Source organism: Streptomyces sp. NPDC002536, from assembly GCF_053594995.1.
Window position 1 is genome coordinate 77,481 of record NZ_JBSFWU010000001.1, and the last position, 16,404, is coordinate 93,884.

General features: G+C 72.0%; 15 protein-coding genes. 5 read left to right on the forward strand and 10 right to left on the reverse strand.

Features of this window, described 5'->3' with window-relative positions:
• Positions 1-171, reverse strand: coding sequence for a hypothetical protein (locus ACWD4B_RS00340; RefSeq protein ID WP_451418622.1), 171 nt, complete (start codon positions 169-171; stop codon positions 1-3).
• Positions 172-290: 119 nt separating this feature from the next.
• Between ACWD4B_RS00340 and ACWD4B_RS00345 the strand changes: the two genes are divergently transcribed.
• Together ACWD4B_RS00345 and ACWD4B_RS00350 are read left to right on the forward strand one after the other, a co-directional pair.
• Positions 291-1,109, forward strand: a complete 819-nt coding sequence (locus ACWD4B_RS00345) for a helix-turn-helix domain-containing protein (RefSeq protein ID WP_451418623.1) — start codon at positions 291-293, stop codon at positions 1,107-1,109.
• Positions 1,106-1,360, forward strand: a complete 255-nt coding sequence (locus ACWD4B_RS00350; protein WP_451418624.1) for a DUF397 domain-containing protein — start codon at positions 1,106-1,108, stop codon at positions 1,358-1,360. Before ACWD4B_RS00345 ends, ACWD4B_RS00350 begins: the two co-directional genes overlap by 4 nt.
• Before the next feature lie 18 nt (positions 1,361-1,378).
• On the opposite strand, the gene ACWD4B_RS00355 is transcribed toward ACWD4B_RS00350, so the two are convergent.
• The 3 genes from ACWD4B_RS00355 to ACWD4B_RS00365 all read right to left on the reverse strand — a co-directional run bounded on the left by ACWD4B_RS00355 (position 1,379) and on the right by ACWD4B_RS00365 (position 5,080).
• Positions 1,379-2,980: a sigma-70 family RNA polymerase sigma factor gene (locus ACWD4B_RS00355; RefSeq protein WP_451418625.1), complete on the reverse strand. Its 1,602-nt coding sequence runs from the start codon at positions 2,978-2,980 to the stop codon at positions 1,379-1,381.
• Positions 2,981-3,056: 76 nt separating this feature from the next.
• Positions 3,057-4,619: a PH domain-containing protein gene (locus ACWD4B_RS00360; protein WP_451418626.1), complete on the reverse strand. Its 1,563-nt coding sequence runs from the start codon at positions 4,617-4,619 to the stop codon at positions 3,057-3,059.
• Entirely contained in the window at positions 4,574-5,080 is a 507-nt protein-coding gene (locus ACWD4B_RS00365) for a PH domain-containing protein (protein WP_451418627.1), read from the reverse strand. The genes ACWD4B_RS00360 and ACWD4B_RS00365 overlap by 46 nt, the downstream gene beginning before the upstream one ends.
• Positions 5,081-5,177: 97 nt before the next feature.
• On the opposite strand from ACWD4B_RS00365, the gene ACWD4B_RS00370 reads away from it, so the two are divergent.
• Complete coding sequence (locus ACWD4B_RS00370; protein ID WP_451418628.1) at positions 5,178-5,783, forward strand: TetR/AcrR family transcriptional regulator; 606 nt, start codon at positions 5,178-5,180, stop codon at positions 5,781-5,783.
• Between the two features lie 2 nt (positions 5,784-5,785).
• On the opposite strand, the gene ACWD4B_RS00375 is transcribed toward ACWD4B_RS00370, so the two are convergent.
• Positions 5,786-7,882: an FUSC family protein gene (locus tag ACWD4B_RS00375; RefSeq protein ID WP_451418629.1), complete on the reverse strand. Its 2,097-nt coding sequence runs from the start codon at positions 7,880-7,882 to the stop codon at positions 5,786-5,788.
• A gap of 187 nt (positions 7,883-8,069) precedes the next feature.
• On the opposite strand from ACWD4B_RS00375, the gene ACWD4B_RS00380 reads away from it, so the two are divergent.
• Positions 8,070-8,894, forward strand: coding sequence for an SGNH/GDSL hydrolase family protein (locus ACWD4B_RS00380; RefSeq protein ID WP_451418630.1), 825 nt, complete (start codon positions 8,070-8,072; stop codon positions 8,892-8,894).
• Positions 8,895-9,052: 158 nt separating this feature from the next.
• Here ACWD4B_RS00380 and ACWD4B_RS00385 read toward each other — a convergent pair whose 3' ends face one another.
• The 5 genes from ACWD4B_RS00385 to iolC all read right to left on the reverse strand — a co-directional run bounded on the left by ACWD4B_RS00385 (position 9,053) and on the right by iolC (position 15,165).
• A complete protein-coding gene (locus ACWD4B_RS00385; RefSeq protein WP_451418631.1) occupies positions 9,053-10,546 on the reverse strand; it encodes a CoA-acylating methylmalonate-semialdehyde dehydrogenase in 1,494 nt (497 codons plus the stop codon).
• 14 nt (positions 10,547-10,560) lie between these two features.
• Positions 10,561-12,453 carry a 3D-(3,5/4)-trihydroxycyclohexane-1,2-dione acylhydrolase (decyclizing) gene (gene iolD / locus ACWD4B_RS00390; RefSeq protein WP_451418632.1) on the reverse strand — a complete coding sequence of 631 codons (1,893 nt, stop codon included), beginning with the start codon at positions 12,451-12,453 and terminating at the stop codon, positions 10,561-10,563.
• Positions 12,450-13,286, reverse strand: a complete 837-nt coding sequence (gene iolB / locus ACWD4B_RS00395) for a 5-deoxy-glucuronate isomerase (RefSeq protein ID WP_451418690.1) — start codon at positions 13,284-13,286, stop codon at positions 12,450-12,452. Before iolB ends, iolD begins: the two co-directional genes overlap by 4 nt.
• Before the next feature lie 68 nt (positions 13,287-13,354).
• Entirely contained in the window at positions 13,355-14,239 is an 885-nt protein-coding gene (locus tag ACWD4B_RS00400) for a Cgl0159 family (beta/alpha)8-fold protein (RefSeq protein ID WP_451418633.1), read from the reverse strand.
• Complete coding sequence (iolC, locus tag ACWD4B_RS00405; protein WP_451418691.1) at positions 14,236-15,165, reverse strand: 5-dehydro-2-deoxygluconokinase; 930 nt, start codon at positions 15,163-15,165, stop codon at positions 14,236-14,238. Before iolC ends, ACWD4B_RS00400 begins: the two co-directional genes overlap by 4 nt.
• Positions 15,166-15,437: 272 nt before the next feature.
• On the opposite strand from iolC, the gene ACWD4B_RS00410 reads away from it, so the two are divergent.
• A complete protein-coding gene (locus tag ACWD4B_RS00410) occupies positions 15,438-16,367 on the forward strand; it encodes a sugar phosphate isomerase/epimerase family protein (RefSeq protein ID WP_451418634.1) in 930 nt (309 codons plus the stop codon).
• The last annotated feature ends 37 nt before the right edge of the window (positions 16,368-16,404 follow it).

Sequence of the window (16,404 nt, forward strand, 5' to 3'; positions counted from 1 at the left end):
TCAGTGGGCGGCGCGGTGATGACGGCCCATGGCCGCGATGCACCACTCGACCGCTGCACGGTTCCCCTCGCGGGACGCGTCGTGGTACGCCGCCCGGATGCGGCGGCACTCCGGACAGGGGTTCGGGCGGCGCTGGAGCGGTGACTTGGCGGAGTGGGGGGTTGCGGTCATGGCAGTCCCTCGTAAGTGGCTTCAACTACTGGCTGTGCCACCAGGGTTGCGATCAGCGAGTACGCTCCAAAAGAGGGGAGCCCATAACACTGGAAGAGTTATGGCGAAGGGTGCCACGCATGACCGCCGAGACCGACGCACCGGACCCGACCTCGTCACTCCTGGCCTTCTTCGGCTCCGAGCTGCGGCGGGTGCGGACGGCAGCGGGGCTGTCGCAGGGGCAGACAGCCAAGAAGGCTCACACGACACAAGCGATGATCAGTTATGTGGAGGCCGCCAAGCGTGTGCCGTCCGAGGACCTCGCGCGGGACCTCGACGAGGTGTTCGGGACGGGTGGGCACTTCGGGCGGCTGTATCCGTTGGTGATCCGGTTCGCCTACCCGAGTTGGTTCCTGCCGTTCGTAGAGATGGAGCGCGATGCCACGTCCATCCGCTCATTCCAAGCGCAGGTCATTCCAGGGTTGCTGCAAACAGAGGAGTACGCGCGGGCGGTACTTGCCGGTGGACGACCGGACAGCCTTGACGACCTAGTGGCCGCCCGCATGACTCGACAGAGTCTCTTCGAGCGGGAAGAACCACCCCACACCTGGTTCGTCATCGACGAATACGCACTGATCCGCCCCCTTGTCACCTCGGCCAATATGAGGCAGCAGCTTGAACATCTGCTTCACGCAAGCGAGCAACCTCGCACGGTGATCCAGGTAGTGCCGCGAGATGCTCCACCTCACCTTGGGCTGGACGGCTCGTTCACCATCATGGGCTTCGACTCGGGGGAGGATGTACTCCACGTCAACGGGTTCTCCCAGGGCCGGATGGCGGTAGATGTGGCCGAAGTGACCGCTGCGTCGTACTCGTACGACCTGATCAGGGCCATGGCCCTATCCCCCAACGCATCAGCTGACCTGATCCGAAAGCACCTGGAGGAGCTCGGCCCATGACCGCATGGCGGAAGAGCAGCTACAGCAGCAACAACGGCGGGGACTGCGTCGAGATGGGCGAGTGGCTCAAGTCGAGCCACAGCGGCCCCAACGGCGGCGACTGCCTCGAATGGGCCCCCGCCCGAATACCCACCGGCGCGGTGCCCATACGGGACAGCAAAACCGCCCCGCACGGGCCCGCGCTCCTCGTGCCCGCCGCCGCGTGGCGTACGTTCGTCAACGCCATCAGCGACCGCAGACTGCCCCGATAACCGGCTCTGCCGGCTCGGCTACCTCGCCCCGAAGTTCTGCGTCCAACGCGGCCCGCCAGGGGCGTTGTTGATGCCCACGCCCAGCTCCTTGAACGCGCAGTTCAGGATGTTCCGGCGGTGGCCGTCGCTGTGCATCCAGCTGTCCATCACCGACGCCGGGTCGGCCTGGCCGTAGGCGATGTTCTCGCCGTATGTGCTCCAGTGGTAGCCCGCGGCGGTGATGCGCTCGCCCGGGCCCTGGCCGGAGGGGTTGGTGTGGTCGAAGAAGTGGCGGGCGGCCATGTCGTCGGAGTGGCCCTGGGCCGAAGCGTCCAGCTGGCTGTTCTCGGTGACCGGGGAGCAACCGGCCTTGGCGCGCTCCACGTTCACCAGGCTGATCACCTGCTGGACGAGGCCGCCGTCCACAGGGGCGGACTTCGGCTGCGGGGCCGGGCGGTCCGGGGCCTTGGGTGCCGGGGCCTCGGGGGCCTCGCTGGAGGGCTCGGTCTTCGGGGAGGCCGTCGTCGCGCTGGGCGACGGGGAGGCGCTCGCCGACGGGGAGGCGGACGCAGAAGCGGAGGCAGAGGCCGACGCGGAGGGGCTCGGCACGGCGGAGGTCTTGGCGTCGAGGGCCTTCACACTGGCCGGTACGTCGCCAGCGGCCTGGGTGCGGGTCGGCTTGCCGTTGGAGGAGTCGGTGTAGAGGTACAGGCCGCCCAGTACGCCGGCGGCCACGAGTGCGGCGGCCGCGGCTCCGGCCACGGTGCGGCGGCGGCCGTCCTTGTTGGCGCGACGGCGGCCGGAGCCGGCCCGGTGGCCGCGCACCACGTGGGAGACCGGCTGGGCGTCGCGCAGGACGGCGCCACTCCCCCACCATGCGAGCAGCCCGGCGCCGAGCGGTACGAGGCCGAGGCCGACGAGCAGCCGCTCGGCGGGGACGAGCGAGGACCAGGCGCCGCCGCAGGTGCCGCAGTCGCGCGCGTGGCGGGCGATCCGCTTGCGCCAGAGGGCGGACGGGGTGCCGTCCCAGTGCGAGACGAGTTCGGCGAGCTGGCCGCAGCGCGGCTGGGCGGCGAGGGCCCGTACGACGCCGCGGGCGACGTCGAGTTGCTCCTTGGTGCGCTGGACGCGCACGGCCGTGTGCTGCGGGGTGAGCTCCAGGGCGGCGGCGACCTCGGCGCGGGTCAGTTCACCGGCCGCTTCGAGCCACCAGAGGGAGAGGACGGTCTGCTCGCCGTCGTCGAGCCAGCGGGTGGCCTCGGCCACCTCCTTGCGCTGGCCCTCCAGGCCGAGCCGGACGATGGTGAGGTCGACGAAGTCCGCGTCGGGGTCGGGGACTTCGGCGACCTCCTGGAGACCACTGACGGGCGCCTCGGGGCGCTGCCGCCAGTGGGTGCGTATCTGGTTGGTGGTGATGGCGACGAGCCATGAGCGGAACCCGGCGGGGTCGCGCAGGCCGTCGAGGCCGTTGATGACGCGCAGCATGCTCTCCTGGACGACGTCGTCGACGTCGGCGTGGCCGTTGAGGGCCCGGCCGACGATGTTGTAGACGAGCGGCAGGTACGTGGCGACGAGCTCGTCCTGTGCCGCCGCGTCTCCGGCTCGCGCCGCCTCGACCACGGCCACGCTCTCACTCTTCACGCCCCGACCACCTCTTTCCGTTCGGTCCGACACATAGGAGACGCAGAGCGGACGGGTGGATAACAAAAACCGGGGACTAATTTTCGGACGGCTGCCGTATGTCCAGAAACTCCCTCAACATCCCTGGCACAGCAGTGTCTGCGAAGCCTGCGGCCTCCGCGGCTGCCATGTCCCGAATGCGGTATCCGTCCTCGCCTGCGGCGACGGCAGCGGTTGCCGTGACGACTCCGGCGCGCCGGGAGAACGGGGTGTCCGTGAACGTCCATGCCAGGACGGACGACCGGTCGAGGGTCACCGTCTCACGCTCGAAGGTGCCGGAGCGGATGACGAGCCAGTTGCCGCGCAGTGCGTGTCCGAGTGAGCGGTAGGCGTCACGGGCGAGGGCGTAGGCGATCGGTATGGCGAGGGCGGCGTAGGCGGCTGCGCAGTAGAGGAGGACGGGGGTGAGGAGGGTGCCGAGGACGGCGAGTGCCACGGTCACGGGGGCCACGGCCCACAGCAGGCCTCGGACGAAGCGGCGGCGCAGTGCGGCGCGCGGGTGAGCGGTCAGTGTCAGTTCCGTCTGACCCGTCCGACCCGTCTGACCGTCCTGTTGGCCGAGTACGTGCGTACAGACGCGCACCGCCTCGGACTTGGGGGCGGGCGGGAGGATGACGCTGCGCTTGCGGTTCTCCTCGCGGTTGCCGAGGCCGCCGGCCACGGCGCGCACGCTCGCGCCGCCGCCTGCGCGCAGCAGCATCGGTTCGCGCAGGACGACGCCGCGCAGGCGGGCGCGTTCGATGGAGACGGAGCGGGTGGTGAACATGCCGCGGCGGACGCGGAGGGTGGCCGCGTCGGTCCATTCCAGGCGGTACTTCCACCAGTTCTCGGCGTAGAGGGCCACGGCGCCGACCGCACCGAGTGCGACGATCACGAGGAGGGCGAGCGGGATCGTCAGCCAGAGCGCGGAGTTGCCGAACTCCTCGAAGGCCTGGCGGACGAAGCCGATCCGCCAGGGCTTGATGCCGACACCGTCGAGAATGCGCCAGATCGCGCCCACTGCGGCGAACACCCCTCCGAAGATCCAGAAGGTGAGCGGTGCGTAGCGCAGCCAGCGGGGATCGGCGGTGGAGAGGACGGGGTCCTCGGCGTCCACGGCCCCGGCGCGGGCGAGGAGTTCGACGCGAAGCCGTTCCGCGGCGGAGCGGGTGAGGGCTTCGAGGGAGAGCGCGGCGCCGTGCGTGCCGCCGCCCGTTCCGGCGCGCAGGACGGCGAGGCCGAGAACGCGCTGGACGGGGTTGGCGGTGAGGTCGACGTTGCGAATGCGGTGGAGGGGGACGGAGCGGACGCGGCGGGTGAAGAGGCCCGTGTGCAGTTCGAAGGCGTCGGGGGTGACGCGGTAGCGGGTGCGGCGGTAGGTGACGAAACCGGCGGCGGTGATGACGAGGAAGACGCCGGTGATGGAGCCGAGGGTGCCCCAGGCGCCGCCGTCGAGACGTCCGCCGGTGGCCAGGAGGGTGAGGCCGAAGGAGCCGAGGGGGGCGCCGAGCCAGGCGCAGTGGGCGAGGAGGGTGCGCGGGGAGAGGGTGCGCCAGGCTGTTTCGGCATGGGTTGTCACGTTGCGTCCCCCGGCATCAACTGGGCTGCCTCGCTGATGCATTCGGCGAGCATGCCGGCGTCGTCCTCGGATATGCCGACGATCTTCACGTCGCCCGCCGTGGAGGCGGTGGTGACGACGACCGTGGCGAGCCCGAAGCGCTGCTGGAGCGGGCCGCGGTGGGTGTCGACGGTCTGCACGCGGGAGAGCGGGACGATGCGGCGCTTCTGCCAGAACCAGCCGTTGGCGGCGTAGACCGCGGACCCGCCGAGTTCCCAGGCGTGGACGCGGTAGCGCCAGGCCGGCATGACCAGCGCGTAGAGCAGCGCGGGCAGGACCAGGACGACGAGCGTCAGGGGGCCCAGCCAGGGCAGGGCGCCGGGGAAGAAGAGGGCGGAGAGGACGAGGAGTGCGGCGGCCACCAGGAGGGCCGGGCCGCTGACGGCCGTCCAGGCCTGGACGGCCCACCAGGTGCGGGCACGGGGGTCCATGCGGTGGCGAGGCGGGCGGAGTACTGGCGGCATCGGGCCCCCCGATCCTTTGCAGGTCAGTTGTACGGCGAAGCGTTGCCGCTAAGCTATAGCAATACGAACGACCTGTAAAACGGAAGGGCTGCTGCCCGTGCCCAAGCGCGTTGACCATGGAGAGCGCCGTCGGCGCATCGCCGAGGCGTTGTGGCGGATCGCGTCCGCGCGAGGGCTGGACGGGGCGAGCCTGCGGGACGTGGCGGCGGAGGCCGGGATCTCGCTGGGGCAGCTCCAGCACTACTTCTCGTCCAAGGACGAGATGCTGCTGTTCGCGCTGGAGCACATCAACGAGATGGCGACCGAGCGGATCCGGGACCGCGTCACGGCACTGAGCGACGAGCCGCCCGCACCGCGGCTCATCCTGCGGGAGATCGCTGCGGAGATGCTGCCGCTGAACGACGAGAGCCGGACGGGGATGCTCGTCCAGATCGCCTACTTCATCCGGGCCGTGCACGACCAGCAGTTGCAGAGGCATGCGAGGGAAGGGGTGCCTGCGCTGCGGGAGTTCTATGCGGGGCTGCTGCGCAGTGCTGTCGAGCGGGGGGAGGTGGCGCGGGATCGGGATCCGGAGACGGAGGCGGCGCTGTTCATGGCGTTGGTCGACGGGCTGGGCAGTTATGCGTTGTTGGGGGTGCACACCCCCGAGGAGGCGATGGGGTTGGTGGACGCGCACCTGGGGCGGCTGTTCGGGAGCCGCTGACGTCACCCCCGCCGCTTCGCCCTGTTCATCCCCTTCGTCCCCGGGGACAACGCCTCCCCCAGCTCCTCCAGCGCGTCCATCAGCAGTTCCGACGCACGCACCGCCACCCCCTCGTCGCCCTCCTTCTCCTGCCATTCGGCCAGGGCCGCGCGGGGTTTCGACCAGTCCAGTGCGTCCCGGACCCGTACCGCCTCCACCGCCGTCGGCAGGGCGACGCGCAGGGTCGTGGCGAACTTCTCCGCTGCCGGGGAGGGGGCCGCGTCGCGGTCCGGGAGGTGGGCCTCCATCAGCATGGTCACGCGGCCCATCGTGATCAGGGCCGCCTCGGACGCGCGCTCGGCGCTGCGGGAGATGCCGCGGTGGCGGACCGGTTCCTTCTGGGCGCGGGCCGCGGCCTCGTCCCATTCCAGGCGGGCGGCGCGGCAGTCGAGGAGGGCCTCGCGCACGCGACGCGGTCGCCGCTCGGCCGGGCGGGCGTGGACGGCGAGGACGGCGAGCGTGTAGTCGCCGGTGGTGCGCAGCCAGTCGCCGAGGCGGTCGCGCAGCTTCGCCGTCTCCCAGACGGGGAAGAGCGCGTACGCGGCCATCGCCAGCAGCCCGCCCAGCAGCGTCAGGGCCAGCCGCTCCTGGACCGTCTGCGACCATGCCTCGCCGACGATGCCCAGCAGGAAGACGACATAGGCGCCGATGCACGCCGACACCACGAAGTAGCCGCTCTGCATCAGCAGATACAGCAGCCCCACGCACAGCACCGACAGCCCGGCGCAGACGTACAGGCCGGGGTGGGTGAGGACCGCGATCCCGCCGCCGATGAAGACGCCGACGAGGGTTCCGGCGAAGCGGGCGATGCCGCGCTGGTAGGTCTGGGCGAAGTCCGGGCGCATCACCATCACCGAGGTCATCGGCGCCCAGTAGCCGTGCCCGAGCGGGAGGGCGGTGCCGACGACGTAGCCGGCGCAGGCGACCGCCGAGACGCGGACCGCGTGCCGGCCGATGGCGGACGACCAGCGGGCCTCGCGCCTCAGGGCGCGCAGGGCGACGGGGAAGAGCCGGGGGACGGTGGGGCGCAGCAGGTGGCGGCGCTCCTCCGGGGTGGTGGGCCGGGTGGGCTTCACGGGCTCGTCGCTGGCCTCGACCACGTCCGCGAGGAGGGCCATCAGGCGGAGCGCGGACCGGCGGGCGGCGCCGTCCAGCCTGGGCCCGTCGGCCGGGACCTCCAGCGTGGCCATGGTCTCCGGCGAGAGCCGTACCGGTTTTCCGGTGCGGATGGCGCGGGCGACGGCGTCGAGGACGCTTGCGGCGGCGCCCAGCAGTTCGCGGGCGCGGTCGCGTTGGGGGCCCTCGGGGGGTGCGCCGAGGACGGGGTCGGCGAGGGCGGCGAGCACGGGGCGCAGCCGTTCGGCGACGCCGCGCGGGCCGGCCAGCTGACGCGGGCGGCTGCGCGCCTGGCTGGGCGTCAGCTCGGCGGCGTGCCGGGCGTCCATCAGGGGCTGGGGGTCGAAGGGGGCCACGGGGTCGTGCCGCAGCCTGCGGGCGTAGTCGGCCTCGGCGGCCAGCGCGTCGGCGAGCACGTCGCGCTGCCGGCCCCAGGGGCGGATGGGCAACAGGACGATGAGCGCGGCCTGGACCAGACCGCCGAAGACGATCAGCGCGCCGTGCTGCGCGGCACCGGCGACGGAGGTGGGCAGGGTGACCGTGACGAGCATGACCGCCACCGTCTGGGTGGCGATGAGGCCGGAGACGGGCCCGATGGCCCAGGCCATGCCGGCGAGCAGGGTCCAGACGGCCAGCAGCGTGACGAACACGACGTGGTTGAAGGCGGCCAGGTAGCCCAGGAACGTACTGACGCCGAGGCCTGCTGCGACCGCGAGGGCCAGGATGGGCCGCGGCCGCCAGCTGCGCTGGAACGTGGCGAGACCGGAGGCGAAGGCTCCGAAGGCGGAGGAGACGGCGAGCGCGGGCGAGCCGAAGCCCAGCAGGACGCCGATGACGATCGCGACACCGCAGGCGCCGCGGACCGCGACAAGGGGTTCGAGCGTGGTCCGCTCGACCGTCAGCCCGGCCCGGGCGGTGTCTTTCAGGGCGCTCGACCAGGTCATATGGCTGAGAGTAGTGTCCTGGCGAACGATAAGCGGAGAGCGGCCCGCCGATTTGGCGCGCTCTTGGCGATTTGACGGTCTTGACCGGCGATCACGGACGTTCCAGACTCCCCACGGTGCTCCCCCCACGGGCAGAGGCAGACGGGTGTGACCGTCACACCTGCGCGTGCAGAGGAGGAGATCCGCGATGAGGTTCCGCCGAACGGCCGTGTGCGCCACCACCGCGACGGCGCTGCTGGCCGCCACTGCCGGTACCGCCCACGCCACCCCGCCCATTCCGACGCGGATGGCCGCACTGGGCGACTCGCTGACCCGCGCCGTCAACTCGTGCACGGTGGGCGGCGGCACGCTGTGCGCCCGGAACTCGTGGTCCGCGGGCGCCAATCCGGCCGTCGGCAGCCACTACTCGCGCATCAAGGAGCTCAACCCCGAGGTGCTCCCCTACAACGAGGCCCGGGCCGGGGCCACGTCCGCCGACCTCGGACAGCAGGCGCGGGCCGCCGTCGCGGAGGGCGGGATCGACTACGTCACGATCATGATCGGCGGGGGTGACGCCTGCGCGGCGTCCGAGGCGCAGATGACCTCGGTCGGTTCGTTCGAGAGCCGGATCCGGGCGGCGCTGCGGACCCTGCGGTCCGGAGCCCCTGATGCGTCGGTGTTCGTCGCGAGCGTGCCGGATCCCCTCCGGGTGTGGGAACTGGGGAAGGGCAACCCGGCGGCGGTCAAGGCGTGGAAGGAGGGTGGGGTGTGCCAGGCGTTGCTGGCCGACCCCACGTCTCTCGCCGCGGGGGATGCAGGGCGCAGGGAGCGGGTGCGGGAGCGGGTGATGGACTACAACGCGGCGCTGGAGAAGGTGTGCGGGGAGGATGCGGGGTGCCGCTATGACGGGGATGCGGTCTTCGACCACCGCTTCTCCGCGGCCGACGTCAGCTCGGCCGACTACTTCCACCCGAGTGTGGTGGGGCAGCGGTCGCTGGCGGAGGTCACGTACGAGGCGGGGTTCGACTGGTAGGAGGGGATGCCCCGGTCCCGCCCTTTCACCGTTTCTCAGGGGGCTTCGCCCCCCGAACCCCCCTTGTCGCGGCTTCGCCGCTCGTCCTCAATCGCCGGACGGGCTGATTTCAGCCCGCCCGGCGGAGCCGCGACAAACGGCGCACCCCGCGCGGAGCGCTACCGATGGCTCGGGAACCCCAAGTCCACCCCGCCGTCCTCCGGGTCCGGCCACCTCGTCGTCACGACCTTGCCGCGCGTGTAGAAGTGCACGCCGTCGTTGCCGTAGATGTGGTGGTCGCCGAAGAGGGAGTCCTTCCAGCCACCGAAGGAGTGGTAGCCGACCGGGACCGGGATGGGGACGTTGACGCCCACCATGCCTGCCTGGACCTCCAGTTGGAAGCGGCGGGCCGCGCCGCCGTCGCGGGTGAAGACGGCGGTGCCGTTGCCCCAGGGCGAGGCGTTGATGAGGGCCACGCCCTCCTCGTACGTCTCGGCGCGCAGCACGCACAGCACGGGGCCGAAGATCTCGTCGCGGTAGGCGTCGGCGTCCACCGGCACCTTGTCCAGCAGGGACAGGCCGATCCAGTGGCCGCCCTCGTGGCCCTCGACCGTGAAGCCCGTGCCGTCGAGGACGACCTCGGCGCCCTGGGCGGCGGCGCCCTGCACGTACGAGGCGACCTTGTCGCGGTGGGCCTTGGTGATCAGCGGGCCCATCTCGGAGGCCGGGTCGTCGCCGGGACCGATCTTGATCTTCTCGGCGCGCTCGCGGATCTTCGCGACGAGCTTGTCGCCGGTGTCGCCCACGGCCACGACCGCCGAGATCGCCATGCAGCGCTCGCCCGCGGAGCCGTAGGCCGCCGAGACGGCGGCGTCCGCGGCCGCGTCGAGATCGGCGTCGGGGAGCACCAGCATGTGGTTCTTGGCGCCGCCCAGCGCTTGGACGCGCTTGCCGTTGGCGGAGGCGGTGGTGTGGATGTGGCGGGCGATGGGGGTGGAGCCGACGAAGGAGACGGCGGCGATGTCCGGGTGTTCGAGGATCCGGTCGACGGCCGTCCGGTCGCCGTTGACGACGTTGAGGACGCCGTCCGGAAGCCCGGCCTCCGCCGCCAGTTCGGCGAGCAGGAGGGCCGCCGACGGGTCCTTCTCGCTCGGCTTGAGGACGAAGGTGTTGCCACACGCGATGGCGAGCGGGAACATCCACAGCGGCACCATGGCCGGGAAGTTGAAGGGCGTGATGCCCGCGACGACGCCCAGCGGCTGGCGGATGGCGGCCACGTCCACGCGGCTGGAGACCTGGGTGGACAGCTCGCCCTTGAGCTGGGTGGTGATCCCGCAGGCCAGTTCCACGATCTCCAGACCGCGGGCGACCTCGCCGAGCGCATCGGTGTGCACCTTGCCGTGTTCGGCAGTGATCAGCCGGGCGATCTCCTCGCGGTTCCGGTCCAGCAGCGCGCGGTAGGCGAACAGGACGGAGGTACGGGTGGCGAGCGAGGAGGTGCCCCACGTCGCGAACGCGGCCTTCGCGGCCGCAACCGCGGCGTCCACCTCGGCGGCCGAGGCGAAGGCGACCCGGGTGGTCTGCACACCGGTCGCGGGGTCCGTGACCGGCCCGTAGGCGCCCGAGGTGCCCTCGACGGCCTTGCCACCGATCCAGTGGTTGACGGTCTTCATGACGTGCGCCTCTCTCACGTTCCAAGGTAGCGGTGACGGGCGGCGGCGTTGCGCTCGTACTCCTCCCGGGCCCGGACGGCCGCGGGGCGGGTCGCGGTCTCGGCGACAGGCACATCCCACCACGCCTGTGCGGGGGGCGCGCCGGACACTGTGTCGGCTGTTTCGGTCTCCACATAGACACATGTGGGACGGTCCGCGGCGCGCGCCTCGGCCAGCGCGGCGCGCAGTTCCGCGACCGTTCCGGCGCGCAGGACCGTCATCCCGAGCGAGGCGGCGTTGGCCGCGAGGTCGACGGGGAGTGGGTCGCCGGTGTACGAGCCGTCGGGGGCGCGGAAGCGGTAGGCCGTGCCGAAGCGCTCGCCGCCGACGGCCTCCGAGAGGCCGCCGATGGAGGCGTAGCCGTGGTTCTGCAGCAGGACGACCTTGATGGCGATCCCCTCCTGCACGGCCGTGACCAGCTCGGTCGGCATCATCAGGTACGTGCCGTCGCCGACCAGCGCCCACACCGGCCGGTCGGGCGCGGCCAGGCGCACGCCGATCGCCGCGGAGATCTCGTAGCCCATGCAGGAGTAGCCGTACTCCAGGTGGTACTGGCGCCGGGAGCGGGCGCGCCACAGCTTGTGCAGGTCGCCGGGGAGGGAGCCGGCGGCGTTGATGACGATGTCGTCGTCGCCGGTGACGGCCTGCAGGGCGCCGATGACCTGGGCCTGGGTGGGGCGGGTGCCGTCGCCGTCGGGGCGGCGGGAGTACGCGCGGTCGACGGCCGCCTCCCACTCGGCCTTGCCGGCGGTGTACGCGCTGACGTAGTCGTCGGCGACGCGGTGGCCGGACAGGGCCGCGGTCAGGGCTTCGAGGCCGGTACGGGCGTCGGCGACCAGGGGCAGGGCGGACTGCTTGTGGGCGTCGAAAGCAGCGATGTTGAGGTTGACGAAGCGAACGTCCGGGTCGGCGAAGAGAGTTGCGGAGGCGGTGGTGAAGTCGCTGTAGCGGGTGCCGACACCGATGACGACGTCCGCGGTGCGGGCCAGGGCGTTGGCCACGGCCGTGCCGGTGTGGCCGATGCCGCCGACGTCCGCGGGGTGGGCATGGTGCAGGGCGCCCTTGCCGGCCTGGGTGGAGGCGACGGGGATGCCGGTTGCATCGGCAAAGGTGCGCAGTGCTTCCTCGGCCTCGCTGTGGACCGCGCCGCCGCCCGCGATCAGCAGCGGGCGGCGGGCCTGCCGCACCGCCCGTGCTGCGGCGGCGAGTTCGGCCGGGTCGGGGGCGGGACGGCGGACGTGCCAGACGCGGTCGGCGAAGAACTCCTCCGGCCAGTCGTACGCCTCGGCCTGCACGTCCTGCGGGAGCGCGAGGGTGACGGCGCCGGTCTCGACGGGGTCGGCCAGGACGCGCATGGCCTGGAGGGCGGCGGGGATCAGCGCCTCGGGGCGCACGATGCGGTCGAAGTACCGGGAGACCGGGCGGAGGCAGTCGTTGACCGACACGTCGCCCGCGGCGGGGTGTTCGAGCTGCTGGAGCACCGGGTCGGCGGGGCGGGTGGCGAAGGTGTCGCCGGGCAGGAGGAGCACGGGGATGCGGTTGACGGTGGCGAGGGCGGCGCCGGTGACAAGGTTGGTGGCGCCGGGCCCGATGGAGGTGGTGACCGCGTGCGCGGAGAGCCGGTCGCACTGGCGGGCGTAGCCGACGGCGGCGTGGACCATGGCCTGTTCGTTGCGGCCCTGGTGGAAGGGCAGCGCGTCGCCGGTCTCCAGCAGGGCCTGGCCGATGCCGGCGACGTTGCCGTGACCGAAGATCCCCCAGCAGGCGGTGATCAGGCGCCGGCGACGGCCGTCGCGCTCGGTGTACTGGTGGGCGAGGAACTCCACCAGCGCCTGGGCGACGGTGAGGCGGCGGGGCTTCGTCGTCATGCGCGTCCTCGGCCTTCCGGGGAATGAGGGGAGTAGAAGGGGAGCCTGGGGTCCGTCCTCTGGTCCGGCCAGGTGGAGCGGATCCAGGTGTGGTCGGGGTGGTCGCGGATCAGCCACTCGCGCTCGGCGCGGGGGCCTGCCATGACGTTGAGGTAGTACATGTCGTGGCCGGGGGCCGCGATGGACGGGCCGTGCCAGCCGTCGGGGATCAGGACGGCGTCGCCGGTGCGGACTTCGGCGAGGACCTCGGTTCCGCCGGGGCGGGAGGGCGAGACCCGCTGGTAGCCGAGGCCCGGGGTGCCGGTGGGCCCGTCGGCGATCTCGAAGTAGTAGATCTCCTCGAGTTGGGACTCCTCGCCCGGGTGGTACTCGTCGTGTTTGTGGGGCGGGTAGGAGGACCAGTTGCCGCCGGGGGTGAGGACTTCGACGGCGATGAGCCGGTCGCAGGGGAAGACGTTCGCGGCGGCGAAGTTGTTGACCTGGCGGGAGCAGGTTCCGCTGCCGCGGAGCTCGATGGGGACGGTGTCGGCTGCACCGTGGCGGGCGGGGAGACGGTTCTCGCAACGGGCGCCGGCTGCGGCGAAACGGCCTCCGGCCGGGGAGGTGACGGTGACCGTGGTGTCGCGGGGGACGTAGGCGAAGTCGGTGACGGCCGTGAAGACGCTTTCACGTCCGTGGAGTGGGAAGCGGTCGCCTTCGGTGGTGGTGACGGTGCAGCTGCCGCTGAGGGGGAGGACGATCCATTCGTGGTCGGCGGTGGCGAAGGTGTGGGCTTCGCCGGCGAGGAGGGTGAGGGTACGGAGGGTGCAGTGTTCGAGGTTGTGGCTGATCACGTTTGGCACCGCCGGACTCCTGTGTTTGTGGTTGCTCGCCGTTGCGGCGGGAGTTGGGCCCCGGTCCCTCACAACAACCCCACCGCCGTGTCCACCGCCCCCGCCACGTCCCCGTCCGCGGGGTACAGCAGGGCTCTCCCCACCACCAGCCCCCGTACTGTTGGCAGTTGCAACGCCGCGCGCCAGCGTTCGTACGCCGCGTCCTGGTCGTCGCCGACGTCGCCGCCCAGCAGGACCGACGGCAGCGTCGTCGCCTCCATCACCCGGGCCATGTCGGCGACGTCGTCCGTCACCGGCACCTTGAGCCATGTGTACGCCGACGTCGCTCCGAGCCCGGACGCAATGGTGATCGACTTCGTGACCGCCTCCGCCCCCAGGTCGTTGCGGACCTTCCCGCCGGCCCTCCGGGAGAGGAACGGTTCGACGAAGACCGGCAGCCGCCGCTCCGCCATCTCGTCGATCGCCCGTGCCGCCGACTCCATCGTGGCCAGCGAACCCGGGTCGTCGTAGTCGATGCGCAGGAGCAACTTGCCTGCATCGAAGCCGCGTTGGCGCAGGTCCTCGGCCCGCGGGCCGGTGAAGCGGTCGTCCATCTCGAAGGAGGCGCCCAGCAGTCCGCCGCGGTTCATCGAACCCATGACGACCTTGTTCTCCAGCGCGCCGAGCAGCAGCAGGTCGTCGAGGATGTCGGACGTGGCCAGCACCCCGTCGACGCCGGGGCGGGACAGGGCGAGGCACAGCCGCTCCAGCAGATCGGCGCGGTTGGCCATGGCGAGGGCGCGGCCTCCGACGTCCAGTGCGCCGCGTGCCGTGTGGTCGGCCGCGATGATCATCAGCCGGCCGCTGTCGCCGATCAGCGGGCGGCGCACCCGGCGCGCCGCGGCCTCCGCGATCGCCTCGGGGTGACGGCTCCGCACCGCCACCAGGTCCGGGATCCGTACCGCGGCACTCATGCCGCACCTCCGGCCCCGAGCAGTTCCGCGATCTCCCCGGGGGCCGGCATGGCGGACGAGCAGGCGAGCCGCGAAGCGACCAGCGCCCCGGCCGCGTTGGCGTAGCGCACCGTGCGCCCCAGGTCCCAGCCGGCGAGCAGCCCGTGACACAGGGCGCCGCCGAACGCATCGCCCGCGCCCAGGCCGTTGACGACCTCGACCCGTACCGGCGGCACCTCCGCCGTCGTGCCGTCCCGGTGCACGGCGAGGACACCCTTCGGGCCCTGTTTGACGACGGCGAGCTCGACCCCTGCCGCGAGCAACGCCCGTGCCGCGGCGTGCGGTTCTCGTTCGCCCGTGGCGATCTCGCACTCCTCGGCGTTGCCGACGGCGACCGTCGCGTGGGCGAGTGCGCGTGCGTACTGCCGACGGGCCGCCGCCGGTTCCTGCCAGAACATCGGGCGCCAGTCGAGGTCGAAGACCGTGGTCCCGCGCCGGCCGCGGGCCTCCAGCGCGGCGAGCGTCGCGCTGCGGCTGGGCTCCTCGCTCAGGCCCGTTCCCGTCACCCAGAAGATCCGCGCGGCGCGGATCGCGTCCAGGTCCAGCTCGGGGGTGCGGATCTCCAGGTCGGGGGCCTTGGGGCGGCGGTAGAAGTAGAGCGGGAAGTCGTCCGGCGGGAAGATCTCGCAGAAGGTGAGCGGGGTGGGGTACGCGGCGACGGGGGTCACCCAGCGGTCGTCGACGCCGAAGTCCCGCAGGGCCTCGTGGAGATACTGCCCGAAGGGGTCGTCGCCGGTGCGGCTGATCAGGGCCGTGCGGCGGCCCAGCCGGGCAGCGGCGACCGCGACGTTGGCCGCCGATCCGCCGAGGAACCTCCCGAACGTCCCGACCTGCGCCAGCGGCACGCCCGTCCGGAGCGGGTAGAGGTCCACGCCGAGCCTGCCCATGGTGATCAGCTCATGGGGCTCACCGACCTCACCGGCCTCGCCGGGCCCGCAAGGCGCGTACGGGAGCGGATCGTTCGGGCCGTCCGGCCCGTGCGGCTGCGCACTCATGGAGGTCATCGTTGCGCCCCGCTCCGCACCGCGTCAAGCATTTGTCCTTACATATAGACGTCATCAGGCGTCCTTGACGTGACGTCCGTATGTCCGGACGAACTCTTGACACCCGTGCACCCTGCGAGGAGGCTACGGGCAACCCCCGAGAGGAGCGCCGCCGGATGTCCGCTGCCCACTCCCCCTCGCCCGCCACGCCCGCGCTCGACCGGATCCGTGTCGGGTCGGCGCCGGACTCCTGGGGGGTCTGGTTCGCCGACGACCCGGTCCAGACCCCCTGGCGGCGCTTCCTGGACGAAGTGGCCGAAGCCGGGTACGAGTGGATCGAACTCGGCCCGTACGGCTATCTGCCGACCGACCCCGGCCGGCTGCGCGAGGAAGTCGCCCGGCGCGGCCTCAACGTCTCGGCCGGCACGGTCTTCACCGCCCTGCACCGGGGCCCCGCCGTCTGGGAGGAGACCTGGGAGCAGGTCGCCCGGGTCGCGGCGCTGACCCGGGCCATGGGCGCGGAACACCTCGTCGTCATCCCCTCCTTCTGGCGCGACGACAAGACCGCCGAGCTGATCGAGGAGCCCGAGCTGACGCCCGAGCAGTGGCGTCACCTCGCCTCCGGCACGGAGCGCCTCGCCCGCGAGGTCCGCGAGGCCTTCGGGCTCGGCATCGCCGTCCACCCGCACGCCGACACCCACATCGACACCGAGGCGCACGTCGCCCGCTTCCTGGACGCCACCGACCCCGGTCTCGTCAACCTCTGCCTGGACACCGGGCACTACGCCTACTGCGGCGGCGACAGCGTCAAACTCATCGAGGCCTACGGCGAGCGCATCGGCTACCTGCACCTCAAGCAGGTGGACCCCGACGTCCTCGCGGGCGTCGTCCGGGACGGCACGCCCTTCGGGCCCGCGGTGCGGCAGGGCGTGATGTGCGAACCGCCGCGCGGCGTACCGGAGCTGGAGCCCGTCCTGGCCGCCGCGCAGGGGCTGGGGGTCGACCTCTTCGCCATCGTCGAGCAGGACATGTACCCGTGTCCGCCCGAGCAGCCGCTGCCCATCGCCCGCCGCACGCGCGCCTTCCTGCGCTCGTGCGGCGCGTGACGCACGATCGGCACGATCCCGTTCCACCGACGTAGAC

Coding starts and splice junctions, on each gene's coding strand:
- ACWD4B_RS00340 (WP_451418622.1), bottom strand. CDS start 171: ATGACCGCAACCCCCCACTCCGCCAAGTCACCGCTCCAGCGCCGCCCG.
- ACWD4B_RS00345 (WP_451418623.1), top strand. CDS start 291: ATGACCGCCGAGACCGACGCACCGGACCCGACCTCGTCACTCCTGGCC.
- ACWD4B_RS00350 (WP_451418624.1), top strand. CDS start 1,106: ATGACCGCATGGCGGAAGAGCAGCTACAGCAGCAACAACGGCGGGGAC.
- ACWD4B_RS00360 (WP_451418626.1), bottom strand. CDS start 4,619: ATGCATCAGCGAGGCAGCCCAGTTGATGCCGGGGGACGCAACGTGACA.
- ACWD4B_RS00365 (WP_451418627.1), bottom strand. CDS start 5,080: ATGCCGCCAGTACTCCGCCCGCCTCGCCACCGCATGGACCCCCGTGCC.
- ACWD4B_RS00375 (WP_451418629.1), bottom strand. CDS start 7,882: ATGACCTGGTCGAGCGCCCTGAAAGACACCGCCCGGGCCGGGCTGACG.
- ACWD4B_RS00380 (WP_451418630.1), top strand. CDS start 8,070: ATGAGGTTCCGCCGAACGGCCGTGTGCGCCACCACCGCGACGGCGCTG.
- ACWD4B_RS00385 (WP_451418631.1), bottom strand. CDS start 10,546: ATGAAGACCGTCAACCACTGGATCGGTGGCAAGGCCGTCGAGGGCACC.
- iolD (WP_451418632.1), bottom strand. CDS start 12,453: ATGACGACGAAGCCCCGCCGCCTCACCGTCGCCCAGGCGCTGGTGGAG.
- ACWD4B_RS00400 (WP_451418633.1), bottom strand. CDS start 14,239: ATGAGTGCCGCGGTACGGATCCCGGACCTGGTGGCGGTGCGGAGCCGT.
- iolC (WP_451418691.1), bottom strand. CDS start 15,165: ATGGGCAGGCTCGGCGTGGACCTCTACCCGCTCCGGACGGGCGTGCCG.
- ACWD4B_RS00410 (WP_451418634.1), top strand. CDS start 15,438: ATGTCCGCTGCCCACTCCCCCTCGCCCGCCACGCCCGCGCTCGACCGG.